The organism is Chelatococcus composti, from assembly GCF_014201415.1.
Classification (GTDB): Bacteria; Pseudomonadota; Alphaproteobacteria; order Rhizobiales; family Beijerinckiaceae; genus Chelatococcus_A; species Chelatococcus_A composti.
Genome location: NZ_JACHEH010000005.1, coordinates 377,736 through 392,685, shown reverse-complemented (window position 1 = coordinate 392,685; position 14,950 = coordinate 377,736). Strand labels below are relative to the sequence as shown.

At 68.5% G+C, this 14,950-nt stretch carries 16 protein-coding genes; 5 read left to right on the top strand and 11 right to left on the bottom strand.

The annotated features are described in order from the left end of the window. Positions 1 to 30: 30 nt before the first annotated feature. The gene (hmuQ, locus tag HNQ73_RS13070; protein ID WP_183335300.1) at positions 31 to 372 is read right to left on the bottom strand and encodes a heme-degrading protein HmuQ; all 342 of its coding nucleotides are present in this window, start codon (positions 370 to 372) and stop codon (positions 31 to 33) included. Between the two features lie 313 nt (positions 373 to 685). Then, positions 686 to 2,809, bottom strand: a complete 2,124-nt coding sequence (locus HNQ73_RS13065; protein WP_183335299.1) for a TonB-dependent hemoglobin/transferrin/lactoferrin family receptor — start codon at positions 2,807 to 2,809, stop codon at positions 686 to 688. 300 nt (positions 2,810 to 3,109) lie between these two features. Here HNQ73_RS13065 and hemP point away from each other — a divergent pair, with 300 nt between their 5' ends. The 4 genes from hemP to HNQ73_RS13045 are packed head-to-tail and all read left to right on the top strand — an operon-like array spanning position 3,110 to position 6,030. Then, on the top strand, positions 3,110 to 3,223 hold the full coding sequence (gene hemP, locus HNQ73_RS18240; RefSeq protein ID WP_244650183.1) for a hemin uptake protein HemP: 114 nt from the start codon (positions 3,110 to 3,112) through the stop codon (positions 3,221 to 3,223). A gap of 4 nt (positions 3,224 to 3,227) precedes the next feature. Beyond that, positions 3,228 to 4,145, top strand: a complete 918-nt coding sequence (locus HNQ73_RS13055; RefSeq protein ID WP_183335297.1) for a heme/hemin ABC transporter substrate-binding protein — start codon at positions 3,228 to 3,230, stop codon at positions 4,143 to 4,145. 14 nt (positions 4,146 to 4,159) lie between these two features. Further along, on the top strand, positions 4,160 to 5,236 hold the full coding sequence (locus tag HNQ73_RS13050) for a FecCD family ABC transporter permease (RefSeq protein WP_183335362.1): 1,077 nt from the start codon (positions 4,160 to 4,162) through the stop codon (positions 5,234 to 5,236). Beyond that, positions 5,233 to 6,030, top strand: coding sequence for a heme ABC transporter ATP-binding protein (locus HNQ73_RS13045; protein WP_183335296.1), 798 nt, complete (start codon positions 5,233 to 5,235; stop codon positions 6,028 to 6,030). Before HNQ73_RS13050 ends, HNQ73_RS13045 begins: the two co-directional genes overlap by 4 nt. Positions 6,031 to 6,048: 18 nt before the next feature. Here the strand turns inward: HNQ73_RS13045 and HNQ73_RS13040 are convergent, their stop codons facing one another. The 6 genes from HNQ73_RS13040 to HNQ73_RS13015 all read right to left on the bottom strand — a co-directional run bounded on the left by HNQ73_RS13040 (position 6,049) and on the right by HNQ73_RS13015 (position 11,283). Beyond that, positions 6,049 to 8,808 carry an HAD-IC family P-type ATPase gene (locus tag HNQ73_RS13040; protein WP_183335295.1) on the bottom strand — a complete coding sequence of 920 codons (2,760 nt, stop codon included), beginning with the start codon at positions 8,806 to 8,808 and terminating at the stop codon, positions 6,049 to 6,051. A gap of 167 nt (positions 8,809 to 8,975) precedes the next feature. Further along, entirely contained in the window at positions 8,976 to 9,362 is a 387-nt protein-coding gene (locus HNQ73_RS13035; RefSeq protein WP_183335294.1) for a periplasmic heavy metal sensor, read from the bottom strand. Further along, positions 9,359 to 9,787: a hypothetical protein gene (locus tag HNQ73_RS13030; protein ID WP_183335293.1), complete on the bottom strand. Its 429-nt coding sequence runs from the start codon at positions 9,785 to 9,787 to the stop codon at positions 9,359 to 9,361. Before HNQ73_RS13030 ends, HNQ73_RS13035 begins: the two co-directional genes overlap by 4 nt. Further along, positions 9,787 to 10,386 (bottom strand): RNA polymerase sigma factor, encoded by a 600-nt coding sequence (locus tag HNQ73_RS13025; protein ID WP_183335292.1) that lies wholly within the window; start codon positions 10,384 to 10,386, stop codon positions 9,787 to 9,789. The genes HNQ73_RS13030 and HNQ73_RS13025 overlap by 1 nt, the downstream gene beginning before the upstream one ends. Positions 10,387 to 10,407: 21 nt before the next feature. Next, positions 10,408 to 10,797: a hypothetical protein gene (locus HNQ73_RS13020; protein WP_183335291.1), complete on the bottom strand. Its 390-nt coding sequence runs from the start codon at positions 10,795 to 10,797 to the stop codon at positions 10,408 to 10,410. 48 nt (positions 10,798 to 10,845) lie between these two features. Further along, complete coding sequence (locus tag HNQ73_RS13015; protein ID WP_183335290.1) at positions 10,846 to 11,283, bottom strand: EF-hand domain-containing protein; 438 nt, start codon at positions 11,281 to 11,283, stop codon at positions 10,846 to 10,848. Positions 11,284 to 11,455: 172 nt separating this feature from the next. Here HNQ73_RS13015 and HNQ73_RS13010 point away from each other — a divergent pair, with 172 nt between their 5' ends. After that, positions 11,456 to 11,878 carry an EF-hand domain-containing protein gene (locus tag HNQ73_RS13010; RefSeq protein ID WP_183335289.1) on the top strand — a complete coding sequence of 141 codons (423 nt, stop codon included), beginning with the start codon at positions 11,456 to 11,458 and terminating at the stop codon, positions 11,876 to 11,878. A gap of 145 nt (positions 11,879 to 12,023) precedes the next feature. On the opposite strand, the gene cydX is transcribed toward HNQ73_RS13010, so the two are convergent. Genes cydX through HNQ73_RS12995 form a run of 3 tightly spaced genes read right to left on the bottom strand, consistent with a single transcriptional unit; the run spans position 12,024 to position 14,927 of the window. Then, positions 12,024 to 12,170, bottom strand: coding sequence for a cytochrome bd-I oxidase subunit CydX (gene cydX, locus HNQ73_RS13005; protein ID WP_183335288.1), 147 nt, complete (start codon positions 12,168 to 12,170; stop codon positions 12,024 to 12,026). A 16-nt stretch (positions 12,171 to 12,186) separates the two neighbouring features. After that, entirely contained in the window at positions 12,187 to 13,344 is a 1,158-nt protein-coding gene (gene cydB / locus HNQ73_RS13000) for a cytochrome d ubiquinol oxidase subunit II (RefSeq protein ID WP_183335287.1), read from the bottom strand. A gap of 5 nt (positions 13,345 to 13,349) precedes the next feature. Next, positions 13,350 to 14,927 (bottom strand): cytochrome ubiquinol oxidase subunit I, encoded by a 1,578-nt coding sequence (locus tag HNQ73_RS12995; protein WP_183335286.1) that lies wholly within the window; start codon positions 14,925 to 14,927, stop codon positions 13,350 to 13,352. Between the last annotated feature and the right edge of the window lie 23 nt (positions 14,928 to 14,950).

Sequence of the window (14,950 nt, the reverse complement as noted above, 5' to 3'; positions counted from 1 at the left end):
GCTTTCCGTTCCCCGGGAAGGCCTCCCACGTCAGGCGGCGGCGTTCACCCGCTCGCCGTCCTTGGTGATGGTCTGGATGACCTCGAAGCCCTCGAACTGCGGTCCGCCGATGTAGAGCACCTTGTTCCGGCCCGCATCCTTGTGCGCATTGCGGAACGCCTCGGACTTCGTCCAGTTCTCGAAATCCGCCTTCGTGGCCCAGATCGTGTGCGAGGAGTAGAGCACATGGTCGTCATACCGGGGGCCGCGCAGCAGGTGGAATTCGACGAAGCCCGGCACCTGGTGCAGATAGACTTCGCGATCGAGCCAAACCCGCTCGAAGTCGGCGCAGGAATCGGGATGAACCTTGAAGCGGTTCATGGCGATGAACATGGTCTCTTCTCCTTCGATGGACCTGGGCAGGCGCCCTGCGGCGCCCGGGGCGCGCCGTGCCCTGCGAGGCCCGCATCCTCGCAGGGCTCGACGAATTCGCGCAATTCGCGGCCGGCAACAACCTCTTTCCCGTGCTGCGGCAGGTCCGCGGCGGCGCGGCTCCGCGGGCCACGGGCCTTTCGGTGGCGGCTGGCGGGCGCAAGTCCGCTCCGTGCGCGACAGGTGTCCGGGCACGGAAGGCCGCGACTGGGCAGGGCCGGCATCGCAATGTCCGTCGGCACCTTCGGCATCGGCTTTCCCCGGCGCGGGCCCGTCACTTCGCCGCGAACTTGACGGTCAGACCGAACTTCGCCGTCAGACCGGGGCTCGCATCAGAGTTGAGGTACTGGGTGTACTGGCGATCGAATACGTTCTTGATGATGATGTCGCCGCGGATACGGTCGCTGTACTGATAGGAGGCGAACAGGTCGACGAGCCCGTAGCCCTTCGTCGGGTTGGTCACGTTCTTCTTCGAATCGTCGACGAAGGTCAGGCGCGTGCCAATCGTCAGCTTGTCGTCGAGGAAGCGCAGACCGAGCGTCGTACTCACCTGGTCCGGCATGACACTGTTGAGCGGGCCGTTCGTCTGCTTGTTCTTGCCGTTGATGTGCGTGCCCGCCACGGAGATGAAGCCGCCACCCCAGTCATAGGCGGCCTCCACCTCGACACCCGTCAGGCGGGCCTTGGCGATGTTCTGGTACTGCTGGTCGTACAGCGAGATGCACATCGCCGGCACGAACTGGCACACGAAGGCCGGCATGCCAGGAACGATCGGCGTGAGGTGGGGCGTGCCAACGTCAACGCTATCGATATAGTCGCTGACGTTGTTCAGGAACACGTTGGCCTTGGCGCGGAACTTGTCGTTCTCGGTGAAGATGCCGTCATACTTCACGTTGACCCCGGCTTCCCAGTTGCGCGCCACTTCCGGCTTCAGGGCCGGGTTCGGCAGGATGTTGAAGGCCGGGAAGGGATGGACGCCGTTGACAAGGGTCTCCGTGATGGTCGGCGCGCGGTAGCCCTCGGCATAGGTGCCGTAAAGCTCGATGCCCTGGATCGGCGAAATGCCGATCGTGATCTTCGGCGACAGGCGGCTGCCGTCGGAATTGTAGCCGCCGCCGTCCAGCTTGTAGGAGTCGTAGCGCAGGGCGCCGATCACGCGCAGCCAGTCGCCATAGCGCAGCTCGTCCTGGATGAACGCGCCCGTCAGGCGGCGGTTGCCGGACGGCGTCAGGGCCGAGCCGAAGCCGCCCGCCTGGTCCTGCACGGTCACATGGTCGCGCAGAGCGTCGAAGCCGACGGTCACGGCATGATCGACGCTCCCCGTGCTGAAGCGGGACGTGTTGTGGATATCGACACCGGTTGTTTCGACGTCGAAGCGCCGCGCATCGCCGGCACGGGCTCCCGACGCGACGTAAGGTGAAGACGGATTGATGAGGCGCTGGTCATCCGTCGTCGTCACGTAGTAGCCCTTGATCGACAGGTCGAGCCACGGCACGTCCGGACGCTGGAAGCGATAGCCCAGCGTGTAGTTGCCGGTCTGCACCTCGTGGCCGAACCGGGCGCCATCGGTGCCGTTGGCGTTGTTCGTGAAGCGGTATTCCTGGAACAGCGCCGTGGCCGAGATGGTGTGGCCGTCGACCGGACGCAGGTTGAACTTGACGTTGCCGGCCGAAAGCTTCGAGCCGGTGTCCACGATCGTGTTGCCGGCGCCGTCCCTGTAGGGTGTCTCGTTGCGCCAGACGAACTGGCCGAAGATGTCCGCCGCCGTGCCGAGGCGCGCACCGACCATCGTGCTGTTCACGAAGTTGGCGCCATTGGTGCCGGCGCCGAGATGCTGGACAGCGCCGATCTGCTCGTCCTCGGCCAGCACGTCGTCGATGGACCGCGTGCGGAAGGACGCAACGCCGCCGATGGCGCCCGAGCCGTAGATCGTGGAGACGGGGCCGCGCGTGACGTCGATGCCACCGACGAGCTCCGGATCGAGATAGAACGTGCCGTTGGCGCCGTGCCCCTCCCTGCCGTAGTTCTGCCGGGCGCCGTCGATGAGGACGGCGACGCGCCCGTAATCCTGCATCCCGCGGATGTTGATGGCCTGGCCAGGGTCCTGCACGGTCGTCTGTGTCGTCACGCCGGGCATGCCGAGGAAAACATCCGAGATGCGCGACGGCTGAAGACGCTGGATGTCCTGCTCGCTCACCGTGCTCACGCCGGCGAGCGCATCGATGGCCTTTTCCTCGGTCTTCGTGGCCGTGACCGTGATCTCGTCGAGGGTAATGTCCCCGCCCGGGATCGAGGCCTGCCAGGCAGCCGGCTGATTGGCACCGTCCTGGGCCAGGGCGGCGGACAGAGCCATGAGAGAAACAGTGGCGCAGAGCGCCGCGCGAGCGAAGACGCGCATGAGAACGAAGCCCCCAATGTCCGAATGATGAGGTTCGGCTGGCTGGCTACGGGCTCGCGCCCCCGGCTGGCTGGCGTTGTGCGGCTCCCCGCAAGGAGGAGTTTGCGCTTCCTATACGTGTTGTGTATGCACGTCAATCGAAGCAAACCAACAATAGTTTTTTACAATTCAAAACTACTTCCAAGATCAGAATCATTCAAAAGAGACTCTTGAACAGTTAAAAGAAAGCGACCTGCCATGCCTACGCCAACCCCGCCTTCCGCGCCACACCCGGCGCCGCCCAAGGCCCCGGAACCGCCCGTGATCGACGTGCGCTCGCTCTTCGGGGGCGGGCGCGAGGTGGTGCTGCTGCACAACGGCGAGCGCTACCACCTGCGCATCACGGCCAACGACAAGCTCATTTTGACGAAGTGACGCCATGACCGGCAGACCGAACCGCTCCCTGTCGCGGCGCACCCTCGCCCGGCTCATCGCCATCGCCTTCCTCCTCGCCCCCGGGCCGGCGGCGCTCGCTCAGGCGGGCGATCCGCCGGGCGGCAACCGCATCGTCGCCCTCGGCGGTGCCGTCACGGAGATCCTCTATGCGCTCGGCCTTGAGGCGCGGGTCGCCGCCGTAGACACGACCAGCACCTTCCCCGAGCGCGCGCTGAAGGAGAAGCCGAACGTCGGCTACGTGCGCTCACTTTCGGCCGAGGGCATCATTGCGCTCAACCCGACGCAGGTCATCGCGATCAGCACAGCCGGCCCGCCCGATGCCGTCCGGCTCATCGAGGAGACAGGCGTGCCGTTCACGCAGCTGCCGGACGAGCCGTCGGCCGAAGGGGTCATCCACAAGATCGAGACCATCGGCAGGCTGACCGGAACCGAGGCGAAGGCCGAGGCGCTCGCCGCCGAGGTGCGCCGCGGCTTTGCCGATCTCGCCGCGGCGCGGGAGCGCATCGACAAGCCGGTGAAGGCGCTCTTCGTCCTTGCCATGCAGAACGGGCGCCCCCTCGTCGGCGGCCGCGGCACCTCCGCCGACGCCATCCTGCGCCTTGCCGGCGCGGAGAACGCCGCCACCGTCATCGAGGGCTTCAAGCCGATGACGGACGAGGCCATCATCGCCGCGGCGCCGGACGTCATCGTCATGATGTCCAACGGCGGCCATGCCGCCGGCCACGCCGAGGAGGTCTTCGCGGCCCCCGCCTTCGCCGGTACTCCCGCCGCCCGCGATCGGGCCCTGGTGACCCTGGACGGGCAGCTGATGCTCGGCTTCGGGCCGCGGGCGCCGCAGGCGGCCGCCGAGCTGATGCGTGCCTTCTATCCCACGCTGGCAACGGGCGAGAAGGCACAGTGACCACGGCCACGGATATGCCAGGCGAATCGATCGACGCCGCGCTGGCCCGCCGCCGGCTGCGCGCGCTTGTGCTCTTTCTGCTGCTCGCGGCGGGCGTCGTGATCGTCTCGATCCTGTCAATCGGCACCGGCGCGCTCGCCCTCGCCCCCTCCCGCGTCGTCGACGTGCTGCATGCCGTTCTTACGGGGAAGGTACCGGACGAGATGGCTCGCGATGCTCTCGTCGTCGTCGGTATCCGCCTGCCGCGCACGCTGCTTGGGCTGCTCGTCGGGGCGGCGCTCGCCGTCTCGGGCGCGCTCATGCAGGGGCTGTTCCGCAATCCCCTCGCAGATCCGGGTCTCACCGGCGTTTCCTCCGGCGCGGCCCTCTTCGCCGCCGGCATGATCGTTTTCGGAGAGCGTCTCGCCGCGGGAACGGGCCCCCTGCCCTTCGTTACCCTGCCGACAGCGGCCTTCGGCGGTGCACTGCTCACCACCTTCACACTCTACCGCATCTCGACGCGCGCCGGCCGCACCTCCGTCGCCACGCTGCTCCTTGCCGGCGTCGCGCTCGGCGCCGTTGCCGGCGCGATCACGGGCGTGCTCACGTTCATCAGCGACGACCGGCAGTTGCGCGACCTCACCTTCTGGTCCCTCGGCAGCCTCGGCGGCGCCACCTGGGCGAAGACGGCCACGGTCGCCCCAGCCATTTTGCCCGTGCTGGTCGCTGTCCCGTTCCTCGCCCGCGGGCTCAACGCCCTCACGCTCGGCGAGGCGGAGGCTTTTCACCTGGGCATTGCCGTCGAGCGGCTGAAGCGGACCGCGATTTTCCTCGTTGCCGTGGCCGTCGGCGCCTCGGTTGCCGTCTCGGGCATCATCGGCTTCGTCGGCATCGTCGTGCCGCACCTGCTCCGCCTCGCGGTCGGCCCCGACCATCGCGTGCTGCTGCCCGCAAGCGCCCTCCTGGGCGGCATGTTGCTCGTCCTTTCCGACATGCTGGCCCGCACCCTCGTCCAGCCGGCGGAGTTGCCCATCGGCATCGTCACAGCGGCCATCGGCGCGCCCTTCTTCCTCTGGCTGCTGCTTGCGGGCCGCCGGAGCCTCGCGTCATGACAGCCGTCGTTACCGCCACCGGCATCAGCCTGCACGCCGCGGGCCGCACCATCCTGATGCCGACGAACCTCGCGCTCGCCGCCGGCGAGCTCACCGTCGTCGTCGGGCCGAACGGCGCCGGCAAGTCGACGCTGCTCAAGATCCTCGCCGGCGAGATCGCCCCGGCGAGCGGCTCCGTCCTCTACGGCGACACGCCCGTCTCCGCCATGCCGCCCTGGCGCCTCGCCATGAAGCGGGCCGTGCTGCCCCAGAGCGTGCAGCTCGTCTTTCCCTTCACGGTCGCCGAGGTGGTGCGCCTCGGCCTCGACGGGGCCGGCAGCGCCGCCGAACGACTGGACATGATGCGCCGCGCGCTCGCGGCGGCTGACGTCGCCCATCTGGCCGCGCGCAACTACCAGACCCTGTCCGGCGGCGAGCAGCAGCGGGTGCAGTTTGCCCGCGTGCTCGGCCAGCTCATGGCCGGCGGGCGGAGCGAGAAGCATCTCGCCCTCTTCCTCGACGAGCCGGTCTCGAGCCTCGACCTGCGCCACCAGCTCGGGCTGCTCGAGCACGGCCGGCGCCTTGCCCGCGAGGGTGTCGCCGTCTTCGCCATCCTGCACGACCTCAATCTCGCCGCCGCCTACGGCGACCGGCTGGTGGCGATGAAAGGGGGCGCCATCGTCGCCGACGGGCCGCCGCGCGTGGTCCTGACAGACGCCTTGTTGCGTGAGGTCTTCGACGTGCAGCTGAAGGTTGGCGCCGTGCCCGCCGGGCCCTTCGTGCTGCCCCACCCGGCGGCAGGGGCCGCGGCCTGAGGGGCGGCACGCCGCCCCTCAGCGGACGACGAGGCGCTTCTCCACCTCGACGATGAGAAGGAGCACCACGCCGACGCCGACAATCACCAGCCCGTCAGCGAACGCGACCGGCCCGCTGCCGAAGATGCGCTGCATGAACGGCAGGTAGGTGAAGGCGAACTGCGCCAGCACGACCGCCACCAGCCCCAGGAGCACGGCCGGTGTGCCGAGCACGCCCTGGAAGGTCAGCGACGTGCCGTGCACATAACGGACGCTGAACAGGTAGAAGATCTCCATCACCACCACCGTATTGACGGCCATGGTGCGGGCGGTCTCCACGGGCAGGCCCCGCGCGCTCGCCCAGGCGTAGATGCCGAAGGTGCCGCATACCATCAGCGTCGAGACGAAGAGGATGCGCCACAGGAGACGGCGGGACAGCAGCGGCTGGTTCGCAGGGCGGGCCGGCCGCCGCATGGTGCCGGGCTCGGTCGGCTCGAAGGCGATCGTCAGCCCCAGCGCGATGGCCGTGACCATGTTGATCCACAGGATCTGGACCGGCGTGATGGGCAGGGACAGGCCGAAGAGAATGGCCACGACGATGGTCAGAGCCTCGCCGCCGTTCGTCGGCAGCGCCCAGGAGATCGATTTCGTCAGGTTGTCGTAGACCGTCCGCCCCTCGCGCACGGCCGCGACGATGGAGGCGAAGTTGTCGTCGGCGAGCACCATCTCGCTCGCCTCCTTCGCCGCCTCCGTGCCCTTGCCGCCCATGGCCACTCCGACGTCGGCCCGCTTGAGGGCCGGGGCATCGTTCACGCCGTCACCGGTCATGGCGATGATGGAGCCGTCCTGCTGCAGCGCCTCCACGAGACGCAGCTTGTGCTCCGGGCTGGTGCGGGCGAAGACGGTCGCCTCCCGCGTATACCGCGCGAATTCCTCCGCATCCGCGGCGTCGAGATCATGGCCCGTCACCGCCACCGGATCCTCCGCAAGCCCGAGCTGCCGCGCAATGGCCCGCGCGGTGGCAACATGGTCGCCGGTGATCATCTTCACCTTGATGCCGGCCGCCCGGCATTCGGAAATGGCTGCGATCGCTTCCGGGCGCGGCGGATCAATGAGCCCCACGACGCCGAGCAGCGTCAGGTCGTGCTCGACATCGGCCGCTTTCAGCTCACGGGTGCCGCTCTCCATCGTCCGGCGCGCCAGCGCGATGACGCGCTGCCCGTCGGCGGCAAGGGCCTCGATACGCTCGTGCCAGGCGGCAGCGTCGATGGGCTGTTCGCCGTCCAGCGTCGCGACCCGCGTCGCCATGGCAACGATACGCTCCGGCGCACCCTTCACATAGGCCACCGGCCGGTGCCCGTTGCGGGCGTGCAGCGTCGCCATGTAGCGGTGGCGCGAATCGAACGGCACCTCGTCGAGGCGCGGAAAGCCTGCGCGCGCCGCGGCCGTGTCGTGCCCCGCCTTCATCGCCAGCGACACAAGCGCCCCCTCCATCGGGTCGCCGTCGACGATCCAGTCCTCGCCGCTTTGCCTCAGATGCGCGTCGTTGCACAGCAGCCCCGCGAGGGAGAGCTCCTCCAGCACGGGATCGGCGGCTGGATCGAGCTGCCGCCCGTCCACCGTGCGGAACTCGCCCTGAGGCCGGTAGCCCGTGCCGTCGACGCTGAGGGTGCGATCGGCGGTGACGACGGCGCTCACCATCATCTCGTTGCGGGTCAGGGTGCCCGTCTTGTCGGAGCAGATGACGGAGACCGACCCCAGCGTCTCCACGGCCGGCAGCCGCCGGACGATGGCCTTGCGCCGGGCCATGCGCTGCACGCCGACGGCAAGCGTGATCGTCATGATGGCCGGCAGCCCTTCCGGGATGGCAGCGACAGCGATGCCGACGACCGCCATGAACGCCTCGTCGAGGGCATAGGAGCGGACGAGCACGGCAAAGGCGAAGACGGCGGCCGCGATGCCGAGCACCACGGTGGTGACGAGCCGGGCAAAGTCGTCGATCTGGCGCAGGAGCGGCGTGGTGAGCTGCTCGACAGCGCCGATCATCGCGCTGATGCGGCCGAGCTCGGTCGCCGCCCCGGTCGCGACGGCGACGCCCGCACCCTGGCCGGCCGTGACGAAGGTGCCGGAGAAAGCCATGGACAGACGGTCCCCGAGGGCGGCATCCACGGCAACCGGCTCCAGCGCCTTGTCAACAGGCACCGATTCACCCGTCAGGACAGCCTCATCCACCCGCAGGCTGCGCGCCTTCACGAGGCGCAGGTCGGCAGGCACCCGGTCCCCCGCCTCGAGCAGCACGATGTCGCCTGGGACGACCTCATCGGCCGGGATCGTGAGGCGCCGGCCGTCGCGGATCACCGATGCCTGCGGATCGATCATCGCCCGTATGGCCTCGAGCGCCTCCTCGGCCCGCCCCTCCTGGACAAAGCCGATGACGGCGTTGACGAGAACGACGGAAGCGATGACGAGGGCGTCGGTCACATGGCCGATCGCCGCCGCAAGGGTCGCGGAACCGACGAGGACGTAAATCAGCCGGCTGTGGAACTGCAGCAGAAAGCGCCTGAGGGCGCTTCGCCGCGGCCCCCGCGGCAGGCGGTTGGGACCGAAACGCGCGAGGCGCCGCGCCGCCTCCGCGGCGCTGAGCCCGTCCGGACCGGACCCTGTCGCCTGCAGAGCCTCCTGTAGCGGAACGGCATGCCAAGCCCGGTCGAGATCGCGGACCGGCTCTCCCGACCCGGCTCCGGCCTGCGCAGGTGGCACTGTCGACACGGCACCGGATGCGGGGCTCTGGCTGTTCATGCCGTCGGCATCTCCTGTAAAGCTAGTCGCATTCTGCCACAGATGGCAGACATCAGGAGCAGCCTAACCGCATCGGCGCAGGAAGCGCTTGACGAGGATCAACGGCGCGGCTGCACGCAACGGGCGGGCGTGCTGCTGCCCCCCGCTTGGGCCGGCCATGTCTGGCATCAGGACCGGTCCGCGCCCTGCCGCGCTCGCAGGGTCTCGAGGAGGAGCTCCTGCATGAGCCGCTGGAGCGCGTCCGTCGCCGTGCGCACGTCCGTCATGGCCCGTTCCACCGCCGCTGCGTCGAGAGGTACGGCATTTGCTGTTTCGGCGAGCGCGCGCCGCGCCGCACGCAGGTCGCGCAGCGCTGCCAGGACACGCGGCCAGTTGTCCCGCAACCGCTGGCGGAAGCCGGCGCGGACGTCGTCCGGATAAGCGGAGGCAATGCTCTGTGCGAGGAAGCCACCGCGTGGCTGCCGTTCGCCCCGGACGATGAAACCGACGAGAAATGCGTTGGCCAGGAGCGAAACGGCAAGGCCCGTGGCCAGAAGGAGCCGGACACGCTTCACAGCTCGCCTCCGTCCGATCCGAAGCCTTCCATGACCTCGCCAAGACCCGCCGCATCGCCCACGGCAAGGGCAAGAAGCATGTCCTGCTCTACGCCCGTATCGCCGTCGCCGAACCGGCAGCCGACGGCAGCGGCCGTGACGAGGACGAGGGCAAGACAGGTCGCCAGCACGGGAGACGGGACAGGCCGCAGGATGCCGCCGAGAATGCCGGCCACGCCGCGCGATCCCTCGATGCGCGACAGGACTGTGCGGGCGAGAGCCCCTTCGTCACCGGGGACATCGATGGCGGCGAGGAGGCTGTCGAGGTCGTCGTCCGCATCAGCCGCCTCCAGAAGCGCCCTCGCCTCCTGCCGGTAGGGCGGCGGCCATGTCGTCCAGTCCTTGCCGAAGCGGCGCTGCAGCCGCTCGAAATCGTCCCTGTTCATCACGTCATTCCTTCTTCTTGTTCGTTCTTCCTCCCGCCTGCCGTGAGCTGGCGCAGCGTGCGCCGCGCCCGTACGAGCAGCTGCTCGACAGAACCCGTGCTCGTGCCCATCACCTCGGCGATGGCCGGCACGTCGAGATCGGCTACAGCCCTGAGCAGCAGTGCCATGCGCTGGCGCTCGGGCAGGCGTGCAAGGCCCTCGCGTACCGCTGCCAGTTCCTGCCGGGCGGACAGACGGGAATCGGCATCGACGCTGCTGGCCCGCAGCGTCTCTGCCACCTCGTCGAGGCCGATGAACGCGCGCAGGGCGCGCCAGCGGCGCAGATCGACGCAGCGGTTGGCGGTGATGCGGTAGAGCCAGGTCGTCGCCCGCCCTCTGGCGGGGTCGAACCTGCCGGCCCGCTTCCAGACCGCGACGAACACGTCCTGCACGACGTCCTCGGCGTCGTCCGGGTTGCCCAGATAACGGGTCGCGAAGAGGCGCAGGCCGCGCCCGTGGCGGTCGATGAGGCGGACGAGCGCCGGCTGCTCGCCAGCCGCGATGCGGGCAAGCAGGCGCTCGTCCTCGCCCTCTTCGGGTGTCTGCGCCTCATCACGCATCCGGCTCCACACCACGCCGCCTCACCTCCAGTGCCGGCGGCCAACGACCACGGCACCGCCGTTCGGCCCCGTGATGCGGCCGATGGACCGGGCGCGAAACGGCCCCCGCGCCCCTGCACGCTCGCCGGAATAGGTGCGGCCTCCCGGCCCCGTCGCCGTGTAGCTGCGGCGACAGCGGTCGGCGATGCCGTCGAAGCAGGTGTGGGTGGAGCTGTAGGTGCCGCCATTGGGGCCGACGCGGGTGGTGTGCCCGGTATAGAAGGGCCCGTCGCCGGAGACGCTGCGGCTGACCTGCCCGCCGCCGACGGTGCCGCGCGTCCATTCCGCGGTCCGGGCGCCATCGAGGGGGGCTGAAAGAGCGAGCGCGACGAGACCCGCGAGGACCGGAACAGGCTTGACTGGGAAACGCATCGGAGCACTCCCTCAACGAAACAGGGGCTGCCGGGGCCCGGGTCTTCGTCAACCGCGGCGGCCGAGAAAGAGCCCGCGCATGAAGGCGAGCTCGGTCGCAGTCAGCCGGCCGTCGCCGTCGCGATCGGCAAGGTCGAACAGCATCGTGCGGGCGCGAAACTCATCCGCCGAAACGCGCCCGTCGGCGTTCGTGTCCATCCGCCGCCAGGCACTGCCGAGGCGCGCCTGCAAGGCGACGGCATGATCCATGATCGCATCGCGCAGGGCGAGGGTCTCCTGCTCGTCGATGACGCCGTCTCCATTGCCGTCGAGCCGGGCGAAGAGCCGCTGCCGTGCCGCAGCCGCCTCCTCCCGGGACACGGCTCCGTCTCCGTCGGTATCGAGGCGCGCGATGAAAGACTCGTGCGCGGGCGGGGTCTGGGACGCCGCAAGCGATGCCGCCCCCACGGTCGCGAGCGCCGCAAGGGCCGTTGTCAGGGTCTTCATGGCAGTTTCTCCATCTGGCTGAGCAGCCGCAACTGCGCCTGCCTCGATCCATACGGGCGGGGGCGCCCCCTCCTACGCCGCCGGCCGCCCCGCGGACCGCGTAGGAGTGGCCTGCGCAGCCCGTAGAACCGTCGTCGGAGCCCAACGGCGCTCCTCACAAACGGAGATCGGCATGACGATGAAGACCCTCGCAGCGGCGGTGCTGCTGCTCGTTCCGGCCAGCGCCTGCGCTTGGGATGGACCTGGCCTGCACCAGATGTTCAGGCAGATGGATCGCAATGGCGACCGCGCCCTGCAGTTCTCGGAGATCGCGGACGCTCGCGCGCGGCTCTTCGACCGGATGGACAGCAACGGCAACGGCTATCTCGAGCCGCAGGAAATGAAGGCTGCAGCGGCGCGCGCGAGGGAGGCCGGACGGTTCCAGGCCGCATCGCTCGAAAGGCTCGAGGCCACCGCCAGGCGCATGGACACCAACGGCGACGGGCGCCTTTCGCGGGAAGAATTTTCCCGCTTCATCCCCGATCGCCTGCGCCGGGCCGACGTGAACGGCGACCGCACGCTGTCGCTTTCGGAACTGCGGGCGCTCAGGCGCTAGGCCAGCGCGGCAATGGCAGATTCGTGGCCCGCGACCTGGTTGCCGTGAGCACTGCCCAAATGACAGGCCGGCCCGCCCGACGCAGCAGCGCATGGGACGGCCGGCCGGAAAGGAAGACGCCGCCCGAAGGCGGCGTCCTGATGCTTCAGCGAGACGGACGCCTGCGGTCCGTGGCGGGCGCCGACGCGGCCAGCTTCTTCGCCTCGTCGTCCATGAGCTCGTACCACATGGCGTTGAGAACAGCGAAGGCAGCCGCGAGGGGCAGGCCGAGAAGCCAGGCGAAATACCACATTGCACCCTCCTTAAGTTCAGTAGGCGTGGCCGCTGCCGTCGCGGATCGCCTCGGCGTCCACCTTGCCCCACAGCACGCGGTAGACCCACGTGGTGTACGAGGCGACGAGCGGGATGAAGATGCCGGTGACCACGAGCATGATGAACAGCGTCAGGTGGCTTGAGGAGGCATCCCACACCGTCAGGCTCGACTTCGGATCAATCGTCGAGGGCAGGATGAAGGGGAACATCGACAACCCGACCGTCGAGATGATGCCGAGGATCGACACCGTCGAGGCCAGCACCGCCGGCACCTCGCTGCGCGCCCGCAGGAAGGCGAGGCAGCCAAGAGCGCCCGCGAAGCCGAGGATCGGCGCGATCATCATCCACGGATGCCGCGCGTAGTTCTCGAACCAGACGCCGGGAGCCACCTCGACGGTCTTGGCCAGCGGGTTCGACGGGCCGCCCGTGACGACCTCGCTGGTGATCCGGTAGCCGTCGATGCCGAGCCACAGCCACAGCCCGCCGAGCGCGAAGAGGACGACCGTGAGGAAGGCCGCGATCGTGCCATAGGTCCGCGAGCGCACGGCCACCGGGCCCTCGCTCTTCAGCACGAGCCAGGCGGCGCCATGCATGACCAGCATGGCGACCGACAGGAGGCCGCACAGCAGGCCGAAGGGATTCAGCAGTTCGAAGAGCGTCGTGCCCTCATAGAAGACGCGCAGGTCCGAATCGAGCCGGAAGGGCACGCCCTGAAGGACGTTGCCGACCGCGACGCCCATCACGAGCGCCGGCACCACGCCGCCCACGAACAGGGCCCAGTCCCATCCGTTCCGCCAGGAGGCGCTTTCGCGCGTCGAGCGGTACTTGAAGCCCACCGGCCGCAGAATGAGCGCGAAGAGGATCGCGAACATCGCCAGGTAGAAGCCGGAGAAGGACACGGCATAGAGCGGCGGCCAGGCGGCGAAGATGGCACCGCCGCCGAGGATCAGCCAGACCTGGTTGCCTTCCCAGACCGGCCCGACCGCGTTGATGACGACGCGCCGCTCCACGTCGTCCTTTGCGACGAAGGGCAGCAGCGTGGCCGAGCCGATGTCACCGCCGTCCATCACGGCGAAGCCGATCAGCAGGACGCCGAGCAGCACCCACCAGATGACGCGCAGGGTTTCGTAAGAGATCAGTTCATGCAGGATCATGGCATCTACTCCGCAGCAACGAGAGACCGCGGAACGAGCTCGGCCTCCGGCTCCTCGTCCGGTTCCGGCCCCTTGCGGATGGCGCGGACCATGAGGGCCATCTCGATGACGATGAGGATGGTGTAGATCAGCGCGAAGCCGAGGAGCGTGAACAGCACGGTCGTGGCGCCGAGGTTCGAGACGGCGGCCGCGGTGGGCAACACACCCTCGATGATCCAGGGCTGACGGCCGAACTCGGCCACGATCCAGCCGAACTCCGCCGCTATCCACGGCAGCGGAATGGCGAAGACCGCAAGACGCAGCAGGCCGGGGTAGCGATCCAGCCGGCGGCGGGCCGACAGGTAGAAGAACACCGATGTCAGGGCGATGAAGAAGAAGCCGAGCCCCACCATGACGCGGAAGGACCAGAACAGCGTGGGCACGTGCGGAACCGTGTCCCAGGCCGCCTTGCGGATGTCCTCCGCACTCGCCTGGCGCGGATCGTCGACGAAGCGCTTGAGCAGCAGCGCGTAGCCGAGATCATGGCCATTGTCCTCGAAGGCGCTCCGGACCTCCGGGGCAACCTTGCTCACGACGCCGGCGGCGCGGATCTGCTGCAGGGCGTCGAAGGCGGTGATGCCCCGACGGATGCGCTCCTCGGCCCGGACGACGAGCTCGTCGATGCCGGGGATCTCCTGCGTCAGCGTGCGGGTGCCGATGAGGCCCATCACCCACGGGATCTTCACCGCATAGTGGGTCTCGCGCGCAGCCTGGTCAGGGAAGCCGAAGAGCGTGAAGGCAGCCGGCGCCGGCTCCGTCTCCCACATGGCCTCGATGGCCGCGAGCTTCATCTTCTGGTGCTCGGTGGAGAGATAGCCGCTCTCGTCGCCCAGCACGACGACCGACAGCGAGGCGGCGAGGCCGAAGGACGCGGCAACCGTCATCGAGCGCTTGGCGAGCTCGGGATACCGGTTCTTCAGCATGTACCAGGCCGAGACGCCCAGCACGAAGATCGCGGCGGTGACATAGCCGGCCGAGACCGTGTGCACGAACTTGGCCTGTGCCACGGGGTTGAACAGCACGGCGTAGAAGTCCGCCACCTCCATGCGCATCGTCTCGGGGTTGAAGGCCGAGCCGACCGGGTTCTGCATCCACCCGTTGGCAATGAGGATCCAAAGCGCCGAGAAGTTGGAGCCGAGTGCCACCGCCCAGGTCGAGATGAGGTGCCCGACCTTGGACAGCTTGTCCCAGCCGAAGAAGAACAGCCCGACGAAGGTGGCTTCGAGGAAGAAGGCCATGAGGCCCTCGATGGCCAGCGGCGCGCCGAAGATATCGCCGACGTAGTGGCTGTAGTAGCTCCAGTTCATGCCGAACTGGAACTCCATCACGATGCCGGTTGCGACACCGAGCACGAAGTTGATGCCGAATAGCTTGCCCCAGAACTTGGTCATCTGGCGCCAGATCGGTCTGCCCGTCATGACATAGACCGTTTCCATGATGGCGAGCAGCACGGACAGGCCCAGCGTGAGGGGCACGAAGAGGAAGTGGTAGAGTGCGGTCAGTGCGAACTGCAGCCGCGATAAGGCGACAATGTCGAGTTCCATTTGACGTCAGGTCCGGCTTGTCC

Excerpts from the sequence above, each read along its gene's own strand:
- HNQ73_RS13065 (WP_183335299.1), bottom strand. The coding sequence starts at position 2,809 with ATGCGCGTCTTCGCTCGCGCGGCGCTCTGCGCCACTGTTTCTCTCATG.
- HNQ73_RS13045 (WP_183335296.1), top strand. The coding sequence starts at position 5,233 with ATGACAGCCGTCGTTACCGCCACCGGCATCAGCCTGCACGCCGCGGGC.
- HNQ73_RS13020 (WP_183335291.1), bottom strand. The coding sequence starts at position 10,797 with ATGCGTTTCCCAGTCAAGCCTGTTCCGGTCCTCGCGGGTCTCGTCGCG.
- HNQ73_RS13030 (WP_183335293.1), bottom strand. The coding sequence starts at position 9,787 with ATGAACAGGGACGATTTCGAGCGGCTGCAGCGCCGCTTCGGCAAGGAC.
- hmuQ (WP_183335300.1), bottom strand. The coding sequence starts at position 372 with ATGTTCATCGCCATGAACCGCTTCAAGGTTCATCCCGATTCCTGCGCC.
- cydX (WP_183335288.1), bottom strand. The coding sequence starts at position 12,170 with ATGTGGTATTTCGCCTGGCTTCTCGGCCTGCCCCTCGCGGCTGCCTTC.
- HNQ73_RS12995 (WP_183335286.1), bottom strand. The coding sequence starts at position 14,927 with ATGGAACTCGACATTGTCGCCTTATCGCGGCTGCAGTTCGCACTGACC.
- HNQ73_RS13040 (WP_183335295.1), bottom strand. The coding sequence starts at position 8,808 with ATGAACAGCCAGAGCCCCGCATCCGGTGCCGTGTCGACAGTGCCACCT.
- HNQ73_RS13015 (WP_183335290.1), bottom strand. The coding sequence starts at position 11,283 with ATGAAGACCCTGACAACGGCCCTTGCGGCGCTCGCGACCGTGGGGGCG.
- HNQ73_RS13025 (WP_183335292.1), bottom strand. The coding sequence starts at position 10,386 with ATGCGTGATGAGGCGCAGACACCCGAAGAGGGCGAGGACGAGCGCCTG.
- HNQ73_RS13055 (WP_183335297.1), top strand. The coding sequence starts at position 3,228 with ATGACCGGCAGACCGAACCGCTCCCTGTCGCGGCGCACCCTCGCCCGG.
- HNQ73_RS13010 (WP_183335289.1), top strand. The coding sequence starts at position 11,456 with ATGACGATGAAGACCCTCGCAGCGGCGGTGCTGCTGCTCGTTCCGGCC.
- HNQ73_RS13050 (WP_183335362.1), top strand. The coding sequence starts at position 4,160 with ATGCCAGGCGAATCGATCGACGCCGCGCTGGCCCGCCGCCGGCTGCGC.
- cydB (WP_183335287.1), bottom strand. The coding sequence starts at position 13,344 with ATGATCCTGCATGAACTGATCTCTTACGAAACCCTGCGCGTCATCTGG.